Genomic DNA, 23,493 nt, shown 5'->3' on the forward strand with positions numbered 1-23,493 from the left:
CGGGCAGTGCCCGGCATGTGCATGACGGCGGCGTGGATTTACGCCTTGCCGGCCAGTTTTTCCACCACGGGCACCAGCGCGGCCGGGCGGCAGCCGAAGGCGGCCAGGCGGCCTTGCGCGTGGGGCGCCAGGTCCAGGTCGTAGGGCAAACGGCCCGCCACCAGCCACAGTTTATCGTGCGGCAGGGCCTCGACCAGCCGGCGCTGGCCGTCGACGAACATGGCGTTATACGTTTGCAGCACGATCTGCCGCGCGCCTTGCGCAAAGGCGATGGCCTCGTTGACCTCTTCGTCCAGCGCTTCGGCCGACAAGGCATATTCGCGCACGTCCAGGCCCGCTTCGAGCAGCGCCGGCAGCATCGAGCTGCGTGCTTCCTTGTTGCGGCCCAGCGCCACTTCGTCGATCTCGCTGCGCGAGCGCACTTCCACCGTCAGCAGGGTCACGGGCAGGCTGGCGTCGAGCGGGCGGTAGTCGCCCTGCACGCGCAATGCCGCTTTTTGCAGCAGCTGCGACAGGGCCATGGCGGCCGGCTGCATCAGCGATGGCGGGGCGACGGGATGTTCGCGCCAGTCGCGCACGGCGCGGTTGCGCTTGAGTTCCGCCACGCGCGCGCAAGCCGCGTCGATGCGCGAGATCGCAATGTCACCGCGCTCCACGGCGGCGATGACAGCCTCGATGGCCGCCGTCTGCTGCGCTTCGCGGTGCGAGATAAGGACGATGTCGGCGCCTGCCTGCAGGGTGGCGATGGCGCCCTGGGCGATGCCGATGCCGTCGGCGATGGCCGCCATTTCCAGGCAGTCGGTAATGACGACGCCCTGGTATTGCATTTCACCTCGCAGCAGGTCCGTCAGCACGCCTTTGGACAGGGTGGCCGGCACGCTGGTGTCGGCTTCGAAGGCGGGGAAGACCACGTGCGCCGTCATGATGGCGTCCACGCCACCGGCGATGGCCGCGCGGAAGGGCGCCAGTTCCACGGCGCGCAGGCGTTCCTTGTCGTGCGGGACCAGGGCCATGGCGTAGTGCGTGTCGATGGCCGTGTCGCCGTGGCCGGGGAAGTGCTTGGCGGTCACGGCCATGCCGCTGGCGCGCTGGCCGCGCATGGCGGCCATGCCGTAGGCTATGACGGTGGCGGCATCCTCTCCATACGCGCGCACGCCGATGACGGGGTTGTTGCGGTTGTTGTTCACATCCAGCACGGGCGCGAGCAGCAGGTTGATGCCCAGCTGGCGCATTTCATCGCCGCTGATCTGGTTCATGCGTTCGCAATCTTCCACCGAGCCGGCCGCCTGGAAAGCCATCGCCGCCGGAATCGGCGTGACGCCCTGCTCGATGCGCATCACCATGCCGCCTTCCTGGTCGATGGAGATCAAGAGCGGGATGTCCGACACTTCCGCGTTGATTTCCTGCAGTTCGCGGCACAGGGCCGACACTTGCGCAGGCGTGTGTACATTGCGGCGGAACAGGATCACGCCGCCCACCTTCTTTTCGCGTATCAAGGTCTTGATATGCTCGTCCGCCTGCAGGGCGTCGAAGCCCACCATGAACAACTGTCCTACTTTTTCGCGCAAACCCTGCTCCATGCTGCAACTCCTCCGGTATTTATTGTGACGACGGCATACGTATTCTGGCACCGTGGCGGCGCATCGTGGCGCTCACCGGAAAAGCTGCCCTGGTTTTGTACTTGTTTTGGTATTGTATTGGATTTGGATATTTGCGCAAGTGGTTATTAAGTGGTATTGCTCCACTTGCGCAAACGCCGCATCAATCGAGGCGCTGGAACGAGGCCGATTGCGCCTTGGGCCAGTACAGGCCGAACACGGGCGGCAGCTGCGGCAGCTGGCTCGGGTCGAGCAATTGTCCCGCTTCCAGGAAGGGCAGCAGGGCCGAGGCCAGTTTCACCTGGTTCGGCGAGATGCGCCGCACCAGGTGGTGCGGGCGCAGTTCCTGCGGGTGCGCCAGGCCGGCGGCGGCGATCAGTTCGGCCAGCGCCTTCATGGTGTTCTGGTGGAAGTGCGCCACGCGGGCGATCTTGTCGGACACCACCAGCGCGCGCTGGCGCTGCGGGTCTTGCGTGGCCACGCCCGTGGGGCAGCGGTCCGTGTGGCAGCTTTGCGACTGGATGCAGCCCAGCGCGAACATGAAGCCGCGCGCCGAATTGCACCAGTCGGCGCCCAGCGCCAGCAGGCGGGCGATGTCGAAGGCCGTGATGATCTTGCCCGAGCAGCCGATCTTGATCTTCGCGCGCAGGTTGGCGCCCACCAGGGTGTTATGCACCAGCACCAGCGCTTCCTGCAGCGGCGTGCCCACATGGTCCGTGAATTCCAGGGGCGCCGCGCCCGTGCCCCCTTCGCTGCCGTCAACGACGATGAAGTCGGGCGTGATGCCCGTTTCCAGCATGGCTTTCACGATGGCGAAAAACTCCCACGGATGGCCGATGGCCAGCTTGAAGCCCGTCGGCTTGCCGCCGGAGAGCGTGCGCAGACGGTCGATAAAATGCAGCATTTCCAGCGGCGTGGAAAAGGCGCTGTGCGCCGCCGGCGAGACGCAATCCTCGCCCACCATCACGCCGCGCGTGGTGGCGATTTCGATCGTCACTTTCGGGCCGGGCAGCACGCCGCCGTGGCCCGGCTTGGCGCCCTGCGACATTTTCAGCTCGATCATTTTCACCTGCTCGGAGCTGGCGTTGGCGATGAAGCGCTCCTCTGAAAACGTGCCGTCCTGATTGCGGCAGCCGAAGTAGCCGGAGCCGATTTCCCATACCAGGTCGCCGCCGTTTTCGCGGTGGTAGGGGCTGATGCTTCCTTCGCCCGTGTCGTGCATGAAGCCGCCGCTGCGCGCGCCGCCGTTCAGGGCCAGGATGGCGTTGGCCGACAGGGCGCCAAAGCTCATCGCCGAGATATTGAAGACGCTGGCCGAATACGGCTTTGTGCGGGGGCAGTCCGGATGGTTGCCGATCTCGATGCGGAAATCGTGGCCCGTGACCTTGGCGGGGGCGATGGAATGGTTGATCCATTCATAGCCCGCTGCATACACGTCGAGTTGGGTGCCGAACGGGCGCTTGTCCGTCTGTTCCTTGGCGCGCTGGTAGACGATGCTGCGCTGGCTGCGTGAAAACGGCGTCGCCTCGCTGTCGCTTTCCAGGAAATACTGGCGGATTTCGGGGCGGATGCTCTCAAAAAAGAAGCGGAAATGCGCGAGGATGGGATAGTTGCGGCGCAGGGCGCGCTTGGTCTGCAGCAGGTCGCTGATGCCGACCAGGGTCAGCGCACCGGCCAGCACGGGCAGCCAGTAATGATCGTAATAAAACAGGGACAGGACAAAGATGGCTGCCGTCGCAATGAAGGTCAGGTAGCGAAATGGTACTAGGTGCATGGGCACTCCGGGGAAGTCAGACTGATACTGCCGAGTCTACCTTCGATTCACGGAACGTGCTGGACGGAAAGAACGCGGCGCCCAGCGGCGCCGCGTGAGGTGCTTAGCGCTGTGCCGCTCTGATGCGTGCGATGCGTTCAGTGCTGGCCGGATGGCTCGACAAGTACGGCGTGCCTTGGTCCAGCTTGCCCAGGGCGACAAACACTTGCGCCAGGTGTTCCAGCGCGATGCCGTTCTGGCGCAGCATGGCGATCGCATAGTCGTCCGCGTCGCGTTCGACATCGCGCGAATACTTCAAGTCCAGCAACAGCGGTGGCACGGTGGCCACCACGGTCGACACGTCGCCGAACAGCAGCGCCGCGCCGGCACCGACGGCCGAGGTCTGGATGATGCGCCGCGTCAGGTGGCGCTGCTGCAGGTGGCCCAGTTCATGCGCCAGCACGCCCATGATGGCGTCGTCGTCCGGCATCAGTTCCACCATTTCATCGGTCAGCACGATGTCGCCCGACGGCAGGGCAAACGCGTTCGGACCGATCTTGCTCTTGCGGAAAACGATGCGGTGCTCGAGCGTGCTGTCGCCGGGCGTGGCCAGGCGCGCGAACTGATTGCGCAAGGCTTGCTGGCGCGTGCCAGCGAGCTTGCTCGCTTCAAACACGTGGCCGTCGAGGAAGTCGAGCACGCCCTGGCCCAGTTGCCGCTCGACGGACTGGGGAATCGCATACGCGAGCCCCTTCGCCACCAAGGGCAGCAGGTACTGATAGCTGAGCCACAGGGCCAGCACGGTGGCCACCGTCGCCAGCAGGGCGCCGCGCCAGCTTTGCTGCAGCCGCACCACCCAGCCATCGCGGTGGCCCGTGTCATGTAGCACGTTGTTGAAGGCCGCCTGGTCGGCGATCTCCAGGTAGGCACCGTCGGGAAAGCTGACCTTGCGCACGGCGTGGCTGCTGCGTTCGGACACGTGCAGCTCGCCCAGCGGGCAGCTGCGCTCGATATCGCCGGCCAGCATGGCCACGCCATCGCGTACGGACAGCGTCACGTGGTACAGGCGCGAACTGTGGCCGTCGAAGTAGCGACCAGCCAGGGGAGCGTGGCTTTCTTGCGTGTTGGCGTTCATTGCTTACATCGACAGGTCGAAGTCCAGCAGGTCGGCCATGCCTTCGCCCGTGGCCGACACTTGCTGGCCCGTGGCGGCGACAAACTCGTCCAGGCTGCCGTGTACCAGCATCGACGTCGCCTCCAGGCGGTACTTCAGCCAGCGCACGTGGGCGAATGGCGCGAACAGCCCCAGCGTGACGACGACGCCCAGCAGGTTGGTCAGCATGATGAACGTGGTGCGGCCCCAGGTCAGTTGCGACTGGAACTGGTGCTGCTGCAAGCGCGTGTGGTTCCAGATCAGGTTCTGGATCATGGTCAGGAACAGGGGCAGCACGGTGAAGGCCCACAGATACAGGGCGCCGATGGCAAACATCAGGCTGCCGACCTTGGTGGCGTCGTTGGCATGGGCCGCAAACGAGGCAAACACGCTGCCGAAGACGACGAAAATGAGCACCAGCAGGCCGCCCAGCAGCAGCGCGAAGAACAGCAGGTACGTCTTGTAAAAGCTGCCGACCGTAGCATCAAAGCTGAACTGGCTGGTGCCGAAGCGGCTTTGCGTGTGCTGGAAGCGCTTCAGGCGCTGGTGCAGGAATGGCGTCATCAAGCCCAGGGTGAAGGTATTCAGGATGGGCAGCCACAGGAAGTATTTGTAGGCTTCCTTGGCGCTGCCGCCGAAACCGAAGCGGATGCCCCGGTAGCTGGTGTTGTACAGCTTGAACTGCAGGCTTTTCCATACCAGCCAGGGCAGGATGGCGGCCAGCAGCACGAACATCAGCAGGCCCACGATGGGCGAGACCCGCAGGGCGATGTTGTAGCCGCCGATCAGCACCACGGCCGCGATGCGGCCCTTCAGGATGGCCACGGCATTGCCGTGGTATTCGAAGCTGCTGCCAGCCAGGTGGGTGCTGGAATAGAAATAGCGGTTGCGGCGCACTTTGGCCCAGGCGGAATAAATGCCCAGGGTGACGATGCTCAGCAGCAGGTTGACGATCCAGATACGGAAGTATTCGCTGCCGGTGGCGCTGAAGGTGATGGCTTCGCGCTTGGGCATGGTGTTGTTGGTGTCGAAATCCACAGGGGAGTTTCCTTACTTATTGGAAACAAAACAAGATAAGGGAAGATTGAAAAGTTATCAATTGAAAATACTGTTTTCTGCAATTTCTTTTGGTGTGGCGCCCCTGACGCCGCGATTTTCCTGTCCCGGCTATACTGGAACTCAACCATCGCCTAACGGGAAAACCATGATCGTCGTCCACCATCTGAATAATTCACGCTCGCAGCGCGTGCTCTGGCTGCTCGAGGAACTGGGCCTGGAATATGAGGTCAAGCGCTACCAGCGCGACCCGAAAACCATGCTGGCGCCCGCTTCCTTGAAAGCCGTGCATCCCTTGGGCAAGTCGCCCGTGATCACGGATGGCGCCAACACCATCGCCGAATCGGGCGCCATCATCGACTACCTGGTCGAACGCTACGGCAATGGCCGCCTGATCCCGGCGGCGGGCACGCCGGAGAAGCTGCGCTGGACTTACTGGCTGCACTTCGCGGAAGGCTCGGCCATGCCGCCGCTGCTGATGAAGCTGGTGTTCGACAAGGTGGAGTCGTCGCCGATGCCGTTTTTCATCAAGCCCATCGCGCGCGGCATCGCCAGCAAGGTCAAGAGCAGCTTCATCCTGCCCAATATCAACAGCCAGCTGGCTTACATGGAAGCGGAGCTGGAGAACACCAAATGGTTTGCCGGCAATGAATTCACGGCGGCCGACATCCAGATGAGCTTTCCGCTGGAAGCGGCCGCCATGCGCGGCGGACTCGACGAGCGCCTGCCGAAGCTGACGGCGTTCCTGCAGCGCATCCACGCGCGGCCTGCCTACCAGCGGGCTCTCGAGCGGGGCGGGCCCTACGATTTCGCCAAATGAGAGCACCAAACCAAACCTACTGCGCGTCGGTATATATGGCCTGCGATGCTCACCGTACTAGAGTACGGTTGCGCTTCTCGGCCACATCTCCCTTCCGCTCGCTACGGTTTTGTTCGGTGCTGTGAGGCCGCGTGAATCCTGCCAAGGGGAATATGCTGGGAATATCCCCGGCGCCATACGGTAAAATGCCCGATTCAACCAGCATCCACTTACCGCATGGCCAGACTCCTCGCTATCGACGGCTTGAATATCGTACGCCGCGTCTACGAAGCCAGTCCTGAACCCGATTCCGACCTGAAGGCGGAGATCGCGCTGCGCCACGCGCTGTCGTCGTTCCGCACCCTCATCAACGACCACGAGCCGACGCACATCCTGCCGGCCTTCGACTTTGGCGGCCCGACCTGGCGTCACGCCCTGTATGCCGGTTACCGCGAGGGGCGCCAGCCCATGCCGCAGGTGCTGCGCGACGCCTTGCCCGGCTTTTACGCCACGCTGGCCAGCTTCGGCATGCATGTCGTGAGCATTCCCGAAGTGGAGGCCGACGACGTGATCGGCACGGCCGTCATGCGCTGGCTGCACGAGGGGCGCGGCGCGGCCGTCATCGCCACCACTGACAAGGATTTGCATGGCCTGATCGCGCACGGCGCGCTCGTGTGGGACCATTTCAAGGGCATCTGGCATGACCGCGCCTGGGTCGAGAAAAAGTTCGGCGTGCCGCCGGAACTGCTGCCCGACTTGCTGGCGCTGATGGGCGACGTCACCGACAGTATTCCCGGCGTGTCGAAGATCGGCCTGAAAACGGGGGCGAAACTGTTGCGCGGTTACGGCAATATCGACGCCGTGATGGCCGGCGCGGGGATTTTGCCCGGTGCGCTGGGCGAAAGCCTGCGAAAAGAGCGGGAAATACTGTATCTTTCAAGAAAGTTGGTGGAACTCAAGACCGACGTAGTTTTAGGCGTGACCTGGAACAAGCTCGCGTGGGAAAAGTAGAACGCCAGGCAAGAACAATCAAGCAAGGAAAGCAATCATGATGTTAAAAACAGTCCTGATCGATAGCAGCGCCGTGGCGCGCGGTCTGCTGAACTCGGTTCTGACCGATGGCGGCTACGATGTCTGCGGGCAGACGCATACCAGCGCGCTGGGACTGGCGCTGCTGGTCAAGCACCACCCGCATTTCGTCTGCATCGCGCGCGAGCAGGTGGAAGACGGGACGAATGTTGTGCAAACCATCCGCGCCCAGTATCCGAAAACGCTCATTTTCATGGTCTCGGGCGGCATCGACGCCGCTTCGCTGCAGGCGGCGCACGCCATGGGCGTATCGGGCTTCATCGTGAAACCCTTCATGGCCGACACGGTCCTGAAAACCGTGCGCAATACGGTCATTGCCATGGTGCGCAAGCAGCAGCAGGCCTTGGCCGCTGCCGCGCAAGGCAATACCTAGACGCCGGCCAGGCCCGTTGAGCTGGCGATGATCCCGCCACCGAGGCACACGTCGCCGTCGTACAGCACGGCCGACTGGCCTGGCGTGACGGCCCATTGCGCCTGGTCAAACGCCAGGCTGAAGTGTTCATTCCCCTCCGGCAGCAGCTGGCAAGCCACATCGGCCTGGCGGTAGCGCGTCTTGGCGCTCAAGGCGCCTGCCTGCGGCGCGCTGCCTGCGACCCAGCTGGCCTGGTCGGCCGTCAAGGCGGGCGACAGCAGCCACGGATGGTCATGGCCCTGCACCACCCACAGGGTGTTGTTGGCGATATCCTTGCGCGCCACATACCAGGCGTCGCTGCTGCCGTCCGCGTTCTGGTACGACTTCACGCCGCCGATGCCGATGCCCTTGCGCTGGCCCAGCGTATAAAAACTCAGGCCCACGTGTTCGCCCACCGTCTTGCCGTCGGCCGTCTTCATCGGGCCAGGCTTGTAGGACAGATAGCGGTTCAAAAATTCGCGGAACGGGCGTTCGCCGATAAAACAGATGCCCGTCGAATCCTTCTTTTGCGCGTTCGGCAGCGCCAACTGTTCGGCGATCTTGCGCACTTGCGTCTTCGGGATTTCACCGAGCGGAAACAGGGTTTTCGACAATTGCGCCTGGTTCAGCCGGTGCAGGAAGTAGCTTTGGTCCTTGCTGGCGTCGACGGCTTTGAGCAGTTCATAGCGTCCAGCGTCCGTCGGCGCCTGGCGCACGCGCGCGTAGTGGCCGGTGGCGATCAGGTCGGCACCCAGGGTCATGGCGTGGTCGAGGAAGGCCTTGAACTTGATTTCAGCGTTGCACAGCACGTCCGGGTTCGGCGTGCGGCCGGCCTGGTATTCGCGTAAAAAATCGGCGAATACGCGGTCCTTGTATTCGGAGGCGAAATTGACGGCTTCGATATCGACGCCGATGACGTCGGCCACGCTGGCCGCGTCGATCCAGTCCTGGCGCGTGGAGCAGTATTCCGAATCGTCGTCATCTTCCCAGTTTTTCATGAACAGGCCGATGACTTCATAGCCTTGTTCCTTCAGCATCCATGCCGCGACCGAGGAATCGACCCCGCCGGACATGCCGATAACGACTTTCTTCTTGCTCATCTTGCTTTCCAGTGTACTTTAGATAATATTGCTATGCGCTGTTAAAGACAGACGCATGCGTGTGCAGCAGGGCCAGCGGCGCGCGCCGGCCAGCCAGGTATTCGTCCACGCACTGCAGCACCAGCGGGCTGCGGTGGCGCTCCTGGCATGCCGCCAGCTCGTCGCGCGTCATCCACAGGGTGCGGATGATGCCTTCGTCCAGCGGGCGGTCATGCTCGGCGCCGGCCGTGCCGCAAAAGGTGAAACGCAAATAGGTCACGTCCTCGCCCGTGCGCAGTGACTGATAGCGCGACATATACATGCCGACCAGTGCCGTGGGGATGAAATCGTAGGCCGCTTCTTCCAGCGTTTCGCGGATCACCGCCTGTTCCAGCGACTCGAACGGGTCGAGATGACCGGCCGGCTGGTTGAGCTTGATGCCTTCGCTGGTTTCTTCTTCAATCAGTAAAAACAGGCCGTCGCGCTCGACGATGGCGGCAACGGTGACAGAGGGTTTCCAGATTCTCGGCATGATTCCATCCTTGAAAGAGCCGACATTTTATCTTGTTCTGCGCGCGCGGTTTGAACCCGGCCTTCTGTTGCGCGGACATATTGATAAATGACAACGTTTTAGCAAATAGCGGTGGGAGGTACTTACGTCTTTCCCGGGGAGCGCACTAGCATGGGGGCTTAGTCGGCAAGATGGCAGGAAACGCCCGCTAATATAGGCTTTCCCTGTGGTCAAAACAAGCGCGCACGCAGGCTCGACTGTGGTGAGATTGACACACATTCCCACAATATGGTCGCCGCGCCGCATGGTGAAACGAATTGGGGGATGCTGGTGAAATTAGTGTCGTACAACTAGAAGTTGCTGGTTCACAAACGTTTAACGCGCTGCTTTCCGTGTTAGATTCTAGTCAGTTTATCAATTAGCGGAGGCATCATGAGGATAGGCATACCGGCCGAAACACGGCCTGGTGAAACGCGGGTGGCAGCCACGCCCGAGACAGTCAAGAAGCTGGCAGCCAAGCATCAGATCGTCGTGCAGTCGGGAGCGGGCTTGCAAGCGTCGATTCCCGACGAGGCGTATGCCGCCGTCGGCGCGCAGATCGGCACCGCGCAGGAAGCCTATGGCTGCGCCATCGTGCTCAAGGTGCGCGCCCCCGATGCCGGGGAACGGGCCTTGATGGCCAGCGGCACGGTGCTGATCGGCATGCTCAACCCGTTTGACGCCGACAATATCGCCGCCATGGCCACGGCCGGCCTGTCCGCCTTCGCCCTGGAAGCCGTGCCGCGCATCACGCGCGCGCAGTCGATGGACGTGCTGTCCTCGCAGGCGAATATCGCCGGCTACAAGGCGGTGCTGGTGGCGGCCAATACCTACCAGCGCTTCATGCCCATGCTGATGACGGCGGCCGGCACCGTCAAGGCGGCCCGCGTGCTGATCATGGGCGTGGGCGTGGCGGGCTTGCAGGCGATCGCCACGGCCAAGCGCCTGGGCGCCGTCATCGAGGCCTCCGACGTGCGCCCGCCCGTCAAGGAGCAGGTCGAGTCGCTGGGCGCCAAGTTCCTCGACGTGCCTTTCCTCACCGAGGAAGAAAAAGAGATTGCCAAGGGCTCGGGTGGCTATGCGCGCGCCATGCCGGCCGACTGGATGCGCCGCCAGGCCGAACTGGTGCATGAACGGGCGAAACTGGCCGACATCATCATCACCACGGCCCTGATCCCCGGCCGCGCCGCGCCCGTGCTGATCTCCGAAGAAACGGTGAAGGCCATGAAGCCCGGTTCCGTCATCGTCGACCTGGCCGTCGAGCAGGGCGGCAACTGCCCCCTGTCAGAACTGGGCAAGACGGTCATCAAGCACGGCGTCTACATCGTGGGCGAGCCGAACCTGGCGACCCTGGTGGCGGCCGATGCCTCGGCCCTGTATGCGCGCAACGTGCTGGACTTCTTAAAGCTCATCATCGACAAGGACGATCAATTGCTGATCGACCGCGAGGATGAAATCATCAAGGCCAGCCTGGTTTGCGCGGGCAATGACATCCTCAGAAAATAACGCGGCGCCGGAGAGAACAACATCATGGAAATCAGTCACACCATCACCAACCTGATCATCTTCGTGCTGGCCATTTATGTCGGCTACCACGTCGTCTGGACCGTCACGCCAGCGCTGCATACGCCGCTGATGGCCGTTACCAATGCCATTTCCGCCATCATCATCGTCGGTGCCATGCTGGCGGCCGGCCTGACCGATGGCCCGCTGGCGCAGGCGGCCGGCACCCTGGCCGTGGCGCTGGCCGCCGTCAACGTGTTTGGCGGCTTCCTCGTCACGCAGCGCATGCTCGAGATGTTCCGCAAAAAAGAACCGAAGGCCAAGCAAGGAGCCAAAGAATGAGTCACGCCATGAGCTTCGTCACCATGAACCTGGTGACGATGATGTACCTGATCGCCTCGGTGTGCTTCATCCAGGCCTTGAAAGGCCTGTCGTCGCCCTCGACGGCGCGCCGCGGCAATGCCTTCGGCATGAGCGGCATGGCGATTGCCGCCGTCACCACCGTGGCGCTGATCCTGAAACTGAAGGAGCAGCAAACGGGCGGCATGGGCCTGACCCTCGTCATCATCGGCATCGTCACGGGCGGCGCCATCGGCGCCTACCTGGCAAAAACCGTGGAAATGACGAAGATGCCGGAACTGGTCGCGGCCATGCACTCGCTGATCGGCCTGGCAGCCGTCTGCATCGCCGTGGCGGCGGTGTCCGAGCCATGGGCCTTCAATATCGCCAAGCACGGCGAGGCGCTGCCCATCGGTAACCGTTTCGAGCTGTTCATCGGCACCTTTGTCGGCGCCATCACGTTCTCCGGCTCGGTGATCGCCTTCGGCAAGCTGTCGGGCAAATACAAGTTCCGCCTGTTCCAGGGCGCACCGGTCAGCTTCAAGGGCCAGCACATGCTCAACCTGGTGCTGGCGCTGGTGATGGTCGGCCTGGGCCTGGCGTTCTGCTTCGCCGACGGGGTGGAGCCGGCCTGGACGCCGTTCGTCATCATGACCCTCATCGCCTTTGCGCTGGGTGTGCTGATCATCATTCCCATCGGCGGCGCCGATATGCCGGTGGTGGTGTCGATGCTCAACAGTTACTCGGGCTGGGCCGCGGCCGGCATCGGTTTTTCGCTGAATAACTCGATGCTGATCATCGCGGGGTCATTGGTCGGTTCTTCCGGCGCGATCCTGTCGTACATCATGTGCAAGGCCATGAACCGCTCGTTCTTCAACGTCATCCTCGGTGGCTTCGGCGGCGCTGCGCCGGCGGCAGGCGTGGCCGGCGCGCAGGAACAGCGTCCCGTGAAATCGGGTTCGGCCGACGACGCCGCCTTCATCATGAGCAATGCGGAAACCGTCATCATCGTGCCCGGCTACGGCCTGGCCGTGGCGCGCGCGCAGCATTCGCTCAAGGAACTGGTGGAAAAGCTCACGCACAAGGGCATCACCGTCAAGTATGCGATCCACCCGGTGGCAGGGCGCATGCCAGGCCACATGAACGTGCTGCTGGCCGAGGCGGAAGTGCCGTACGACCAGGTCTTCGAGATGGAAGACATCAATGGCGAATTCGGCCAGACGGACGTGGTGCTGGTGCTGGGCGCGAACGACGTGGTCAACCCGGCGGCGAAAGATCCGACATCGCCGATCGCCGGCATGCCGATCCTGGAGGCGTACAAGGCCAAGAGCATCATCGTCAACAAGCGCTCGATGGCTTCCGGCTATGCGGGCCTGGACAATGAACTGTTCTACCAGCCGAACACGATGATGGTGTTTGGCGACGCCAAGAAGGTGATCGAGGATATGCTGAAAGCCATCGAATAAATGCCGCTTGCAGCGACCGGACGGCCCGCCTTGCGCGGGCCGTTTTTATTGGCCGGTCGCTGCCGCGACGACTTTATTGCGACCCTGATGCTTGGCCGCGTACAGGGCCTTGTCGGCATCCGATATGGCCGCGTCCAGGCTGGCGCCTTGCACCAGCGACGCCACGCCGATGCTGATGGTGACGTGCAACGAGCCGCCGTCGGGCAGCACGGTGGCCGCCGCCGCCACGGCCGCGCGGATGCGTTCGGCCACCTGGTGCGCCTGCTGCAGGCTGGCGTCCGGGAAGAGCAGGCCGAATTCCTCGCCACCGAGGCGCGCCGCCACGTCGGTGATGCGTCCCGTGTCGCGCAGCGCCTGCGCCACCGTGCGCAGCACGGCGTCGCCCACGGCATGGCCGTAGCGGTCGTTGATCTTTTTAAAGTGGTCGAGGTCGGCCACGCCCACGCTCAGGGCGGCGCCGCTGCGCGCCGCGCGCGCCATCGCCTGCTCGGCCTGCGCTTCATAGGCGCGCCGGTTGGGCAGCGACGTCAGCGCATCGTACAGCGCCTGCTGTTCCAGCTGCGCCAGCAGGCTGGCGTTTTTTGCCGCCAGTTCGCGCCGTTCGCGCACATCGAGCAAAAAAGCGCCGAAATAGCGCGTGCCGTCGACCACGCCCAGGTCCAGCGCCTTCATTTCGATGGGGATCATTTGCGTGTCGCGGTGGCGAATGGCGAATTCGCGTATCTTGCCCAGCACGCTGGAGCTGCGTGAGCTGCGGATGTAGTTGATCACGAGGTTGTCGTGCTGCGCGCCGACGGCGTCGGGCAGCAGGCCGTTCAGGGGCTGGCCCAGCAATTCTCCGCTGGCATAGCCCGACAGCGCCTGCATGGCGCCATTGATATAGCGGATGCGGCACTGTTCGTCGATGATGATGACGGCGTCGAGGGCATCTTCCAGCAGGCGGAAAAAAAGTACTTCGGGAAGAGCGGCAGGCGGTGCTGCGGGCAATGCATCTGTCATGGAACGGTCGCCGAAAGCCAGGTGACAGCCATTGTCGCATCCGCAGGCCGTTTACTCCATGCCGGATCGCCCGCCTGTTTCTTTTTCGCCCGTGCCCTTTGCTTATTGCCAAGACTCAGCGGCGGCCGTACATCATCAGTTCCGCCAGACTTTTGCGCGCGGGCGGGAATGCGTCCAGCAAGCCCAGCGACAGTCCCAGCAAGCCTTGCGTAGGGGCGCTGCCCGTGAAAATGCGCGCCATGGTGTCGGTGACGCGCACGGTCAGTCCCCGGTCGGCCTGGCGCAATTGCGCATAGCGTTCCAGGCCGGCCGGGCTGCTGTCCTGCGCCAGCACGCGGGCCAGCACGGCGGCGTCGCGCAAGCCCAGGTTCAGGCCTTGCCCTGCCACCGGGTGCAGGGTTTGCGCCGCATTGCCGATGGCGACCGTGCGCGCCGTGCCGCCCGCCTGCGCGTTCAGACCCAGCGGATAGGCCAGGCGCGCCGTCGTGTGGGTAAAGCGTCCCAGACGGCTGCCGAAGGCGGCGCCCAGGCGCGTCAGGAAGGCCGCGTCGTCCAGGGCCAGCAATTGTTCGGCGCGCGTGGGCGGCACGCACCACACCAGCGCATAGCCATCGTCCTGCGGCAGCAGGGCCAGCGGGCCTTCATCGGTGAAGCGTTCAAACGCGCGGTGAGCGATGGGGGCACTCGTGCGCACATGGGCGATGATGGCGCTTTGGCCATAGTCGCGGCTGACGGCGCGCTCCGGCTGCTGGCCGAACAGGCCGCCCTCGGCCTGCACCAGCAGGCTGGCGCGCAAGCTCGATGCGGCGCCCGCCTGGTCGATCTGCACGGACACGCCGTCGGCGTCTTCGCAGCTGCCCGTCACCAGCGCCGGGCGCAGGCTGGCCACGCCCAGGCGTTCGCACACGTCGGCCAGCGCGCTGACGACGGCGCCGTAACGGGCCACATAACCGAGCGCCTCGACGCCATGCTCGCTGCGGTCCATCAGGCTGCGCCCGAACTGGCCGCGGCGTGAGACGTGAATCTGGTGGATAGGCGTCGCTGCCACGGGCCAGGCGCCCGCTTCCTCGAGTATCTGGCGGCTGCCGTGCGACAGGGCGATGGTGCGCGGGTCGCGCCTGGCTTGCTCGATGGATTTGGCGTCGAGCAGGGCGATGCCGGCGGCGCGGCCGCCCCGCTGCACCAGCAGGGCGGCCAGCGCCATGCCGACGGGGCCGGCGCCGCAGATGGCGAGATTGAAAGTGGATGGTGTATGCATGCGGCGGCGTTAATCCTGTGACATCAGTTGTTCGATTTCAGCGACGCTCTTGGGCGCCGTGCTGAAGACTTCATGGCCTTGCGGCGTGACCAGCACATCGTCTTCGATGCGGATGCCGGTATGCCAGAACTGCTCCGGCACGCCCGCGCCGGGACGCACATAGATGCCCGGTTCCACCGTCAGCACCATGCCCGGTGCCAAAGTGCGCCACGGCTTGCCGGGCGCGCCCGTGTCGCGGTAGGCGCCCACGTCGTGCACGTCCATGCCCAGCCAGTGGCTGGTGCCGTGCATGTAGAAGGGCATATAGGCCTTGTCGGCGACGACGTCCTGCGCGCTGCCGCTTTTTTGCCGGTCCAGCAAGTTCAAATCCAGCATGCCCTGCGCCAGCACCTGCACGGCCGCCTCGTGGATGGCGCTGTGCGGCAAGCCGGGGCGCACCATGTCCAGCGCTGCCTGCTGCGCGGCCAGCACCAGTTCATACAGCGCCCGCTGCGGGCCGCTGAAGCGGCCGTTGACAGGATACGTGCGCGTGATGTCGGAGGCGTAGCCATCGAGTTCGCAGCCGGCGTCGATCAATACCAGCTCGCCGTCTTTTAATACCGCGTTGTTGGCGCTGTAGTGCAGGATGCAGGCGTTGTCGCCGCCCGCGACGATGGAGGAATATGCGGGAAACTGCGCGCCGCTGCGCCGGAATTCGTACAGCAGCTCCGCTTCCAGCGCGTATTCGTGCATGCCGGGCCGCGTGGCGCGCATGGCGCGCACGTGGGCGGCGCTGGAAATGGCGGCCGCGCGGCGCATCAGCTGCTGTTCCTGCGGGTCTTTCAGCAGGCGCATGGCGTCGAGCATGTCATTGATGTCATGCGCAATGGCGGGCGCCGTGACGCCGCTGCGGGCCTTTTGCCGCACGTTGTGCCGCCAGAGCTTGACTTGTGCATCGAGGCTGCCGCCCAGCGCATAGTAAATGGCGGGCGAGTCGGCCAGCAGGCGCGTCATTTCCACGTCGAGTTCCTCGACGTGGAAGGCGCTGTCGAAACCGAAGCTGGCGCGCGCCGCCTCGGGGCCATGGCGGAAACCATCCCAGATTTCGCGCTCCGTGTTCTTGGCGCGGCAAAACAGGATGGCGCGCGCGGGCGCCGTGGCGCTGGCGGCCACCAGCGCCACGGCGCTGTCGGGTTCCGTGAAACCGCTGAGGTAGTAAAAATAGCTGTCGTGGCGGTACGGATAATCGCAATCGCTGTTGCGCGGCACTTCGGGCGCTGTGGCGAGGATGGCCACGCTGCCCGGCAGCATCTGCGCCAGCAGCGCCGCGCGCCGGGCCGCGTAATTGGCGATCATGCCGCAGGCGCCTTCGGGCTTGTAGCGGTGACGCCATTGAGCGCGTCAAGCTGCTGCGGCGTACCCACATTCGTCCACTCGCCCGGATAGACTTCGCCGCCCACGCGGCCCTGGTCCGCATAACTGCGCAGCAGGTCGCCCAGCCTGGCGTGGCTGCCCGGCGCGATGCCGTCGAACATCTCGGGACGGTACACGCCGATATTGGCGAAGGTCCACTTGGTCTCGTCCGTATTGTTGATCGCGAACAAGGTCAGGCCGAAGTCGCCCTGTGGATGGAAGTCGGGATTGGGCACCAGGTAAGTCCAGGCGATGTCGCGCTGGTCGGCCGGGTACGGCGTGCCCAGCACATCTTTGTCGGCCAGCACGTCGAGTACTTGCTTGAAGTCAAAGTAGGGGCAATAGATGTCGCCGGAAATGGCGAGAAATGGTTCCTCGCCCAGCAGGTGGCGCGCCTGCGCGATGCCGCCCGCCGTTTCCAGCGGCGTGCTTTCCGGCGAATACGCGATGCGCGCGCCGTACGCGCTGCCGTCGCCCAGGGTTTCCTCGATCTGGTGGCCCAGGTGGGAATGGTTGATGACGATGTCCGTGATGCCGGCGCGCACCAGGTTCAGCACATGCCAGACGATCAGCGGGCGGCCGCGCACTTTCAGCAGCGGTTTGGGACAGGTATCGGTAAGCGGACGCATCCGTTCACCGCGGCCTGCGGCAAAGATCATGGCTTTCATGGAATACTCGTTTTCTGATTTATTTTGTACATTGCTCTGAAGTGATCAGAATGTGTAGCCGACTTGTGGGGTCTTGTTTTCCAGGGCGTCCAGCAAACGCACCAGCGGCTTGAGTTCCGTGTAGCGGTTGGCCGTCTTGCGCACATAATCGAGCACGGTTGGCAGGTCGCCCATGTACAGATCCTTGCCGTCGCGGTAATTCAGGCGCGAGAACAGGCCGAGGATTTTCAGGTGGCGCTGCAGGGCCGTGAATTCGAAATCGCGGTAGAAGGCGTCGATGTCGGGATTCACGGGCAAGCCCAGTTGCTTGGCGCGTTGCCAGTAGCGGATGACCCAGTCGAGCACCAGTTCTTCATCCCATTGGATGTAGGCGTCGCGCAGCAGCGAGGCGATGTCATAGGTGATGGGACCGAAGACGGCGTCCTGGAAATCGAGGATGCCGGGATTCGGAATCGAACCGTCGTTGATGTGCATCAAATTGCGCGAATGGTAGTCGCGGTGCATGAATACTTGTTGTTGCGACAAAATATTTGCCGTGATGGCCTCGAAGACCTTGTCCAGCTGGGTTTGTTGCACATCCGTCAAGGTGGCGCCCAGATGCTTGCCGATGAACCATTCCGGGAACAGATGCATTTCGCGCAGGATGAAGGCGCGGTCGAACTCGGGCAAGACGTCCGGTTGGCTGGCCAGCTGGATTTTCATCAACGATTCCAGCGCTTCGGCGTACAGCACGCTGGCATTGTCGTGGTTCAGGGCGTCGAGGTAGGTGGTCGTGCCCAGGTCGGAGAGCAGCAGGAAGCCGTTGTCCAGGTCTTGCGCGATGATCTCGGGCACGGACACGCCGGCGCCTTTCAGCAAGCCGGCCACCTTGACAAAGGCGGGCACGTTTTCGCGCTCGGGCGGCGCATCCATGGCAATCAGTGTACTTCCTGGCAATGTTGTATTGCCAGGCAGCATATCGAGACGGTAGTAGCGGCGGAAGCTGGCATCGCTGGAAGCGGGGCGGGCGGATTCGGGCGCGACGAGGTTAAGCGAGGTCAACCAGGCTTTCAACAGGGTCAGGCGAGCGTCGGCCTGGGCCGGCGCGGTGGAGGAATTGGAAGAGAATGACATTAAGCGGCCTGTGGAATCGGGTTGATGATGCGGAGGGTAGGAGAACCCCATTGCTGGAAGCTCTCCCCCCTAAGAACCGTGCGTGCGACTTTCACCGCACACGGCTCAAGCATAATAAAAGTCCCTATGCAGGGACCGGCTTCGCAACGTGTAAATCGTTTGCGTGCACATTTATATGGCAATTTGGGTGCAATAATACGCGATTTCCAAGGGCGTCGGAACCACCTGCCACACGGTGTTCCATGTGGTGGTCATGCCATCCGGTTTCCATGTTCATCTCATATCCACACAGAGCGCACAAGCCACGTTGGTCGAGGTAGAGCTTGGCCCACTCGCGCCGGTAAGACATGTTTTTCAACATGCGTTCCTGCCGAAGGGTTTCGCCGTACAGTTCCCATTGCGGATCGTAGGGGTGATAGCCGCCCTTGATCTTCGTGTGACGCAGAATCGCTGTACCTGGTAACGAGTACAGTTCTTTCATGGCCTTATTGCCATTCTTTGTGACAACGTCCGCTGCAAACATCCGATTTCCACTCTCGGTTGGGCGCCAGTATCGGTCGCGTATCCAACTGTCGGTTTTCTTCGGATGCCTGCGCATGGCCCAGCGACGAAGCCGCCAGTACAGCAGCGACTCCATCGTCGAAAACGCCTCCTTGGCGACGACAGGGCTGTGATATTGCGCCCAGCCCCGCAGCATGGGGTTCAGCAATCGAATGAGATTCTCCTGCTTCGCCCCGATGTTTTCGCTGATCGTCTTCCTCAGCTTTTCATAGAACGCTTTCATGTTCTTCTTACTTGGCTTGATGAGTAGTGTCCCGGAATATTTTCGGAAGTTCCACCCCAGGAAGTCGAAGCCCTCATCGATGTGCACGATCTTGGTTTTGGCACTGGACAGTCGCAATCCTCTGACTGCAAGAAATGCTTCGATCCAAGGCTTGATTTCCGTCTCCAGCAATTCCTTCGATCCACTGGTAACGACAAAATCGTCCGCATATCGCACGACACCGACTTTGAGCTTGCCTGCCTTTGACTTGCCGAATTTCGCACCGAGGTGCGCAATCAGTTCAGTCTCCAGCCCGTTCAACGTCCAATTCGCAAGGGCAGGGCTGATGATGCCGCCCTGTGGCGTTCCAGCTGTGGTTGCCATTAATTGCTTCCGGTCAACTACCCCGGATTTCAGCCATTTAGACAGGATCAACTTATCCATGAAGACATTGTCGACCAGCCATTGATGGTTGATATTGTCGAAAAAACCTTCGATATCCGCATCCAACACCCAGGTTGCCGACACTTTCCGGCAGGTCTGGAGAAAAATTTGCGACATCGCATCGGCCGTTGAGCGATTTTTGCGAAACCCGTATGAGTTGGGATCACTCAGCGTTTCCAAGACCGGATCCAAGGCCAGCAGGTGAAGTGCCTGCATCGCCCGGTCCCGCATGGTAGGGATGCCCAGTGGGCGCATCTTTCCATTTGACTTGGGAATAAAGACCCTCCGTAATGGCAGGGGCCGATAGCCTTGTTTCTTCAACTGCGCAATGGCAGCGAACTTCTGCGTTGCTGAGTCCCACAACTGCTGGTCCACGCCTGCGGTTCGTTTGCCTTGATTCTCTGTCACTCGTTTGACTGCCAGCGCTTTCGCGCTGAACGAGTGGGTTAGCCACCTTTGCAGCGCTTTCGCCCTGCGCCAGTCGCCTTCCTGTGTAGCCTTCGTTAATCGATGCTGCATGGCTCTCACGTTGCGTTGTACGAGCCGCCAGTTGATGGCGACCCATTCAGTTGGCACGTGCGAGGACGCAGAACCTGCAAGACTGCTAGCGGTTACTTTCATGCTGAACCTCGTGTAGTTGTTCCGACGAGACACAGCGCACCCCGAAGGGTGAGCTGCATCCCTTCGGAGTGGTTGAAAAATGATGACTGCCTGGAGCCAGTACAGTCGTATGACGACTATTACACCAGATGGAAGTGGGCACCCTTTCAGGCCGGGACAAATCTTGAATCCCTATCCGGACCATTACAGCCCGGCATTCGCTTTCTCCATCCTCCTCTACCCGCTCCCCCAAGGGCGTGCCTTGCGGTTTGCTTGCCGCTATGTCGGTTCTTTGATCGAGCGGCAGGGAATCGGGCTTACCACGTTCCCAACGATATCGACGCGACAGCTACATCGCGACTGGCTGTTTAGGGCCCATCTTTCCCCCGGTGGCTGAATGACGACGTGTCCCCAGAATCCACGGAGATAACCAGCCACATACCGTTTGGTTTAGGCCTGCCAGCAGCTTTGGCCTATTAATATTTACGAGGGTTCAAACGATGGTTCACATAACATTGCCCTTGCAGCACTCACCTAGCCCCTTGACCGCATCGCTGCTCGCAGTCTCCAGCGAGGCGTTCGCACGCCGGGCTGCCGGAAAAGAATGGGGGTACGTTGTCCCTGAGGCTTTGCACCCCGCCGTTACCGGCGACGCACACTCAAGTAGGTGACAGATGGTCGTACATCCGGTCATGGCAGCAGTTGCAGGACTGAAGCATGACAAGATATCGAAGAGTTTCACTCGGGTATGACTCAGCTGAGAGACAACCGAGTCTTGCAGAGAACTGTTGAAATATAGAAAATTGTAAGCAAATGTAAAATATCCACAAGCTTTGCAAATAAACTACAGTTTCAATGTTTTATGTAAACAAAACAGGCAAAGGAATCGCGACTCGCCGGTGATTCGGCGGGCGTATAAGACTGACAAGGCACCTTCTCGTAGCGTGTCTTGTCTTGCCAAGAATGGGTACTCCGGGGAGCCCCTCAATGTTTTATCACTGGTAAACCAGGGATTTGCCTGCGCAGTTCCTGCGCTGCTAGCCGTTACTACTACGTTGCGACCGGGGCCAGCTACCCGAGCTTTAAGGCGTGTCGCACAGATTCCCATATAATAAGGGATTCAAATCAAAAAATCGCCTCTCAATGGTGCTTGCCCCTTCCAATTCATGAGCTGGTTTTCGGCCTCCCCCCCTTCGCAGCGCTGGGCTTTCGCCATCAGCGCGCTCGTCGCCGCCACGACGGTGCCTGTTCACGCCCAGAAAGCACCGCGTCCGGTTCATGTGGAAGATCCCGACGCGCCCACCGTCATGACGGCGAACAGCATGAACGGACGACCCGAAAGGGAGATCAATCTCGATAAAAATGTCGTGATTGAGCGCGGAAAAACCACAAAAATGACGGCCGATACAGCTTGTTACAAACAAGTTGAAGATCAGTTCGACGCCGAGGGCCATATCAAAATGTGGCGTTTTGGCGATTACTACACGGGTGACGTCCTGAAGCTGAACATGGAGACCGGCAAGGGTTTCCTGCTTAACCCGACGTACCGCTTCGAAGTGGGCGGCGGCCGGGGCAAGGCCGAGCGCGTCGACTTCATCAACCCCGACGAAGCCAATGTCATCGAAGGTACGTACAGTACCTGCGAAGGGCCGAATCCGGACTGGTACCTGAAATCGAGCACCTTGAACCTCGATACGGGCCGCGACGTGGGGACGGGCAGCAAGACCATCATCTATTTCAAGGACGTGCCGATCCTGGGCACGCCGGGCATCTCGTTTTCGCTGTCGGGCGCGCGCCGCTCGGGCTGGCTGGCGCCCACGCCGGGCTTTGCCTCGAAGAACGGTTTCGAGCTGCTGATGCCGTATTATCTGAACATCGCGCCGAACCGCGACCTGACGCTGTTCCCGCGCTACATCCAGCGGCGCGGCATCCAGCTCGGTGCGACGGGCCGCTACATGGGCGAGACGGATGCCGGCTTGTACAGCGGTGAAACGTCGGTTGAGTTCTTGCCTAATGACAAGCAAACCAAGACCAACCGCTACATGATCAAGTCCAAGCACGAGCAGGCGCTGGCCAAGGACTGGACGTACAGCTGGGATCTGCGCGACGCATCGGACAATAATTACCCGAACGATTTTTCGAAAAACGTCGCCTCCGCCACCGAGCGCCAGTTGCTGCGCGAATTGCGCACCGATTACCGCACCGAGGACTGGAGCCTGACGGCGCGCGTGCAGAATTATCAGGTGTTGCAAGACCCCGATGCCGCCAAAGATCCCAGTCTGACTGTGTCGCGGCCGTATGACCGTTTGCCGGCGGTAAACTTTCACGCTGGTAAATATGACGTCTGGGGCGGTTTCGACTGGACCTTCGACGCGGAAGCGACGCGCTTCGCGCACCCGACGCTGGTGCAAGGGTCGCGCCTCGTGGTCGTGCCGCAGGTGAGTTTCCCCATCGTGCGCCCTGGCTACTTCATCACGCCCAAGCTGATGCTCAATGCCAGCGCGTATCAGCTCGACAACGATGCCAGGACCAAGGCACTGTTTCCGGACACGTCGTTTACGCGCGCCGTGCCCACCTTTTCGGTCGACAGCGGCCTGGTGTTCGAACGCGACTCGAATCTGTTTGGCGCCAAGGGCGGTACGCAAACCCTGGAGCCGCGCCTGTTCTACGTCTATACGCCATACCGCGACCAGTCGCAGTTCCCGAATTTCGATACGGCAGCCGGCACGTTCAACCTGACGCAGATCTTCACGGAAAACCGTTTTGTTGGCAGCGACCGTATCGGTGATGCCAACCAGGTCACGGCCGCTGTCGTTTCGCGCTTCTTGCAGTCGGACGGCACGGAGCGCATGCGTCTGACCTTCGGCCAGCGTTTCTACTTTGCCGACCAGCGTGTGCAGCTCTATTCGACCACGCCCGTCAATCAGTCGCGTTCGGATATCCTGCTGGCAGCAACGGGCCGCGTGTCGGAGACTTGGACCGTCGATAGCCTGGTGCAGTACAATCCCAGCGATCGCCAGTTGATGAGCTCGACGTACTCCTTGCAATATCAGCCAGGTGCCAAGAAAGTATTGAACTTTAGTAACCGTTTTCAGCGTGGCAGCATACGCAATGCGGAAGTGTCGACGCAATGGCCATTGACGGACCGCTTGTATGGCGTGGGACGCATCAGTTATTCCCTGCTGGACCGGCGCATGCTGGAAAGCCTGGTCGGCCTGGAGTACAAGGGCGACTGCTGGGTATTTCGCATGGGAGCGCAGCGTTTCGTGACTTCTGCCAACAAGGCCTCGACGCCGATTTTCTTCCAGCTGGAACTGACTGGGCTGTCGAATGGCCTGGGTCTGGGCACGAATGGGCTGGAAACATTTACCAAAACCATACCTGGCTACCAGGCACTGAGCCAGCCACTCCGTTAAGATAGGCACCGTTGCCGCCGCCGGTGTTCCCGGCGCTGGCACAAACCGGTTTTTTTATTCACCT

19 protein-coding genes are annotated in these 23,493 nt (G+C 61.9%); 7 read left to right on the forward strand and 12 right to left on the reverse strand.

The window, feature by feature from the left end; all coding sequences use genetic code 11:
* Nucleotides 1–38 precede the first annotated feature (38 nt).
* The 4 genes from nagZ to KY494_RS19775 form a co-directional block, all read right to left on the reverse strand.
* Nucleotides 39–1,580, reverse strand: a complete 1,542-nt coding sequence (gene nagZ / locus KY494_RS19760) for a beta-N-acetylhexosaminidase (protein WP_219887941.1) — start codon at nucleotides 1,578–1,580, stop codon at nucleotides 39–41.
* A 181-nt stretch (nucleotides 1,581–1,761) separates the two neighbouring features.
* Nucleotides 1,762–3,372: an FMN-binding glutamate synthase family protein gene (locus KY494_RS19765; RefSeq protein ID WP_100874741.1), complete on the reverse strand. Its 1,611-nt coding sequence runs from the start codon at nucleotides 3,370–3,372 to the stop codon at nucleotides 1,762–1,764.
* A 103-nt stretch (nucleotides 3,373–3,475) separates the two neighbouring features.
* Nucleotides 3,476–4,486, reverse strand: coding sequence for a M48 family metallopeptidase (locus KY494_RS19770; protein WP_219887942.1), 1,011 nt, complete (start codon nucleotides 4,484–4,486; stop codon nucleotides 3,476–3,478).
* Nucleotides 4,487–4,489: 3 nt separating this feature from the next.
* Nucleotides 4,490–5,542 (reverse strand): YjgN family protein, encoded by a 1,053-nt coding sequence (locus KY494_RS19775; RefSeq protein ID WP_258194340.1) that lies wholly within the window; start codon nucleotides 5,540–5,542, stop codon nucleotides 4,490–4,492.
* Nucleotides 5,543–5,708: 166 nt separating this feature from the next.
* Here KY494_RS19775 and KY494_RS19780 point away from each other — a divergent pair, with 166 nt between their 5' ends.
* From KY494_RS19780 to KY494_RS19790, 3 genes are all read left to right on the forward strand, one after another.
* A complete protein-coding gene (locus KY494_RS19780) occupies nucleotides 5,709–6,380 on the forward strand; it encodes a glutathione S-transferase (protein ID WP_219887943.1) in 672 nt (223 codons plus the stop codon).
* Between the two features lie 216 nt (nucleotides 6,381–6,596).
* On the forward strand, nucleotides 6,597–7,370 hold the full coding sequence (locus KY494_RS19785) for a 5'-3' exonuclease (RefSeq protein WP_116745749.1): 774 nt from the start codon (nucleotides 6,597–6,599) through the stop codon (nucleotides 7,368–7,370).
* A gap of 40 nt (nucleotides 7,371–7,410) precedes the next feature.
* Nucleotides 7,411–7,821, forward strand: a complete 411-nt coding sequence (locus KY494_RS19790) for a response regulator (protein ID WP_096238706.1) — start codon at nucleotides 7,411–7,413, stop codon at nucleotides 7,819–7,821.
* Here the strand turns inward: KY494_RS19790 and mnmA are convergent.
* Nucleotides 7,818–8,939, reverse strand: coding sequence for a tRNA 2-thiouridine(34) synthase MnmA (gene mnmA / locus KY494_RS19795; RefSeq protein ID WP_219132453.1), 1,122 nt, complete (start codon nucleotides 8,937–8,939; stop codon nucleotides 7,818–7,820). The two genes, KY494_RS19790 and mnmA, sit on opposite strands and share 4 nt — an antisense overlap.
* A 31-nt stretch (nucleotides 8,940–8,970) precedes the next feature.
* On the reverse strand, nucleotides 8,971–9,450 hold the full coding sequence (locus KY494_RS19800; RefSeq protein WP_010401817.1) for an NUDIX hydrolase: 480 nt from the start codon (nucleotides 9,448–9,450) through the stop codon (nucleotides 8,971–8,973).
* A 411-nt stretch (nucleotides 9,451–9,861) separates the two neighbouring features.
* Here KY494_RS19800 and KY494_RS19805 point away from each other — a divergent pair, with 411 nt between their 5' ends.
* The 3 genes from KY494_RS19805 to KY494_RS19815 are packed head-to-tail and all read left to right on the forward strand — an operon-like array spanning nucleotide 9,862 to nucleotide 12,776.
* Nucleotides 9,862–10,974 carry a Re/Si-specific NAD(P)(+) transhydrogenase subunit alpha gene (locus KY494_RS19805; RefSeq protein WP_219887944.1) on the forward strand — a complete coding sequence of 371 codons (1,113 nt, stop codon included), beginning with the start codon at nucleotides 9,862–9,864 and terminating at the stop codon, nucleotides 10,972–10,974.
* A 24-nt stretch (nucleotides 10,975–10,998) separates the two neighbouring features.
* Complete coding sequence (locus tag KY494_RS19810) at nucleotides 10,999–11,313, forward strand: NAD(P) transhydrogenase subunit alpha (RefSeq protein WP_071321726.1); 315 nt, start codon at nucleotides 10,999–11,001, stop codon at nucleotides 11,311–11,313.
* A gap of 8 nt (nucleotides 11,314–11,321) precedes the next feature.
* Complete coding sequence (locus KY494_RS19815; protein ID WP_219132916.1) at nucleotides 11,322–12,776, forward strand: NAD(P)(+) transhydrogenase (Re/Si-specific) subunit beta; 1,455 nt, start codon at nucleotides 11,322–11,324, stop codon at nucleotides 12,774–12,776.
* Nucleotides 12,777–12,821: 45 nt separating this feature from the next.
* Here the strand turns inward: KY494_RS19815 and KY494_RS19820 are convergent, their stop codons facing one another.
* The 6 genes from KY494_RS19820 to ltrA all read right to left on the reverse strand — a co-directional run bounded on the left by KY494_RS19820 (nucleotide 12,822) and on the right by ltrA (nucleotide 20,034).
* Nucleotides 12,822–13,775 (reverse strand): sensor domain-containing diguanylate cyclase, encoded by a 954-nt coding sequence (locus tag KY494_RS19820; protein WP_219887945.1) that lies wholly within the window; start codon nucleotides 13,773–13,775, stop codon nucleotides 12,822–12,824.
* Between the two features lie 115 nt (nucleotides 13,776–13,890).
* Nucleotides 13,891–15,033: an FAD-dependent monooxygenase gene (locus KY494_RS19825; protein WP_219887946.1), complete on the reverse strand. Its 1,143-nt coding sequence runs from the start codon at nucleotides 15,031–15,033 to the stop codon at nucleotides 13,891–13,893.
* 9 nt (nucleotides 15,034–15,042) lie between these two features.
* The gene (locus KY494_RS19830) at nucleotides 15,043–16,368 is read right to left on the reverse strand and encodes an aminopeptidase P N-terminal domain-containing protein (protein ID WP_219887947.1); all 1,326 of its coding nucleotides are present in this window, start codon (nucleotides 16,366–16,368) and stop codon (nucleotides 15,043–15,045) included.
* Nucleotides 16,365–17,093: an N-acetylmuramate alpha-1-phosphate uridylyltransferase MurU gene (gene murU / locus KY494_RS19835; protein WP_219887948.1), complete on the reverse strand. Its 729-nt coding sequence runs from the start codon at nucleotides 17,091–17,093 to the stop codon at nucleotides 16,365–16,367. Before murU ends, KY494_RS19830 begins: the two co-directional genes overlap by 4 nt.
* 45 nt (nucleotides 17,094–17,138) lie before the next feature.
* Complete coding sequence (locus tag KY494_RS19840; protein WP_219887949.1) at nucleotides 17,139–18,206, reverse strand: aminoglycoside phosphotransferase family protein; 1,068 nt, start codon at nucleotides 18,204–18,206, stop codon at nucleotides 17,139–17,141.
* A 124-nt stretch (nucleotides 18,207–18,330) separates the two neighbouring features.
* Nucleotides 18,331–20,034 (reverse strand): group II intron reverse transcriptase/maturase, encoded by a 1,704-nt coding sequence (gene ltrA, locus KY494_RS19845; protein ID WP_219887950.1) that lies wholly within the window; start codon nucleotides 20,032–20,034, stop codon nucleotides 18,331–18,333.
* A gap of 1,145 nt (nucleotides 20,035–21,179) precedes the next feature.
* Here ltrA and KY494_RS19850 point away from each other — a divergent pair.
* Nucleotides 21,180–23,429, forward strand: a complete 2,250-nt coding sequence (locus KY494_RS19850; protein WP_219887951.1) for an LPS-assembly protein LptD — start codon at nucleotides 21,180–21,182, stop codon at nucleotides 23,427–23,429.
* Nucleotides 23,430–23,493 lie beyond the last annotated feature (64 nt).

Source organism: Janthinobacterium sp. PAMC25594, assembly GCF_019443505.1.
Lineage (GTDB): Bacteria > Pseudomonadota > Gammaproteobacteria > Burkholderiales > Burkholderiaceae_D > Janthinobacterium.

Excerpts from the sequence above, each read along its gene's own strand:
- nagZ (WP_219887941.1), bottom strand. The coding sequence starts at position 1,580 with ATGGAGCAGGGTTTGCGCGAAAAAGTAGGACAGTTGTTCATGGTGGGC.
- KY494_RS19765 (WP_100874741.1), bottom strand. The coding sequence starts at position 3,372 with ATGCACCTAGTACCATTTCGCTACCTGACCTTCATTGCGACGGCAGCC.
- KY494_RS19770 (WP_219887942.1), bottom strand. The coding sequence starts at position 4,486 with ATGAACGCCAACACGCAAGAAAGCCACGCTCCCCTGGCTGGTCGCTAC.
- KY494_RS19780 (WP_219887943.1), top strand. The coding sequence starts at position 5,709 with ATGATCGTCGTCCACCATCTGAATAATTCACGCTCGCAGCGCGTGCTC.
- KY494_RS19785 (WP_116745749.1), top strand. The coding sequence starts at position 6,597 with ATGGCCAGACTCCTCGCTATCGACGGCTTGAATATCGTACGCCGCGTC.
- KY494_RS19790 (WP_096238706.1), top strand. The coding sequence starts at position 7,411 with ATGTTAAAAACAGTCCTGATCGATAGCAGCGCCGTGGCGCGCGGTCTG.
- mnmA (WP_219132453.1), bottom strand. The coding sequence starts at position 8,939 with ATGAGCAAGAAGAAAGTCGTTATCGGCATGTCCGGCGGGGTCGATTCC.
- KY494_RS19800 (WP_010401817.1), bottom strand. The coding sequence starts at position 9,450 with ATGCCGAGAATCTGGAAACCCTCTGTCACCGTTGCCGCCATCGTCGAG.
- KY494_RS19805 (WP_219887944.1), top strand. The coding sequence starts at position 9,862 with ATGAGGATAGGCATACCGGCCGAAACACGGCCTGGTGAAACGCGGGTG.
- KY494_RS19810 (WP_071321726.1), top strand. The coding sequence starts at position 10,999 with ATGGAAATCAGTCACACCATCACCAACCTGATCATCTTCGTGCTGGCC.
- KY494_RS19815 (WP_219132916.1), top strand. The coding sequence starts at position 11,322 with ATGAGCTTCGTCACCATGAACCTGGTGACGATGATGTACCTGATCGCC.
- KY494_RS19820 (WP_219887945.1), bottom strand. The coding sequence starts at position 13,775 with ATGACAGATGCATTGCCCGCAGCACCGCCTGCCGCTCTTCCCGAAGTA.
- KY494_RS19825 (WP_219887946.1), bottom strand. The coding sequence starts at position 15,033 with ATGCATACACCATCCACTTTCAATCTCGCCATCTGCGGCGCCGGCCCC.
- KY494_RS19830 (WP_219887947.1), bottom strand. The coding sequence starts at position 16,368 with ATGATCGCCAATTACGCGGCCCGGCGCGCGGCGCTGCTGGCGCAGATG.
- murU (WP_219887948.1), bottom strand. The coding sequence starts at position 17,093 with ATGAAAGCCATGATCTTTGCCGCAGGCCGCGGTGAACGGATGCGTCCG.
- KY494_RS19840 (WP_219887949.1), bottom strand. The coding sequence starts at position 18,206 with ATGTCATTCTCTTCCAATTCCTCCACCGCGCCGGCCCAGGCCGACGCT.
- ltrA (WP_219887950.1), bottom strand. The coding sequence starts at position 20,034 with ATGAAAGTAACCGCTAGCAGTCTTGCAGGTTCTGCGTCCTCGCACGTG.
- KY494_RS19850 (WP_219887951.1), top strand. The coding sequence starts at position 21,180 with ATGAGCTGGTTTTCGGCCTCCCCCCCTTCGCAGCGCTGGGCTTTCGCC.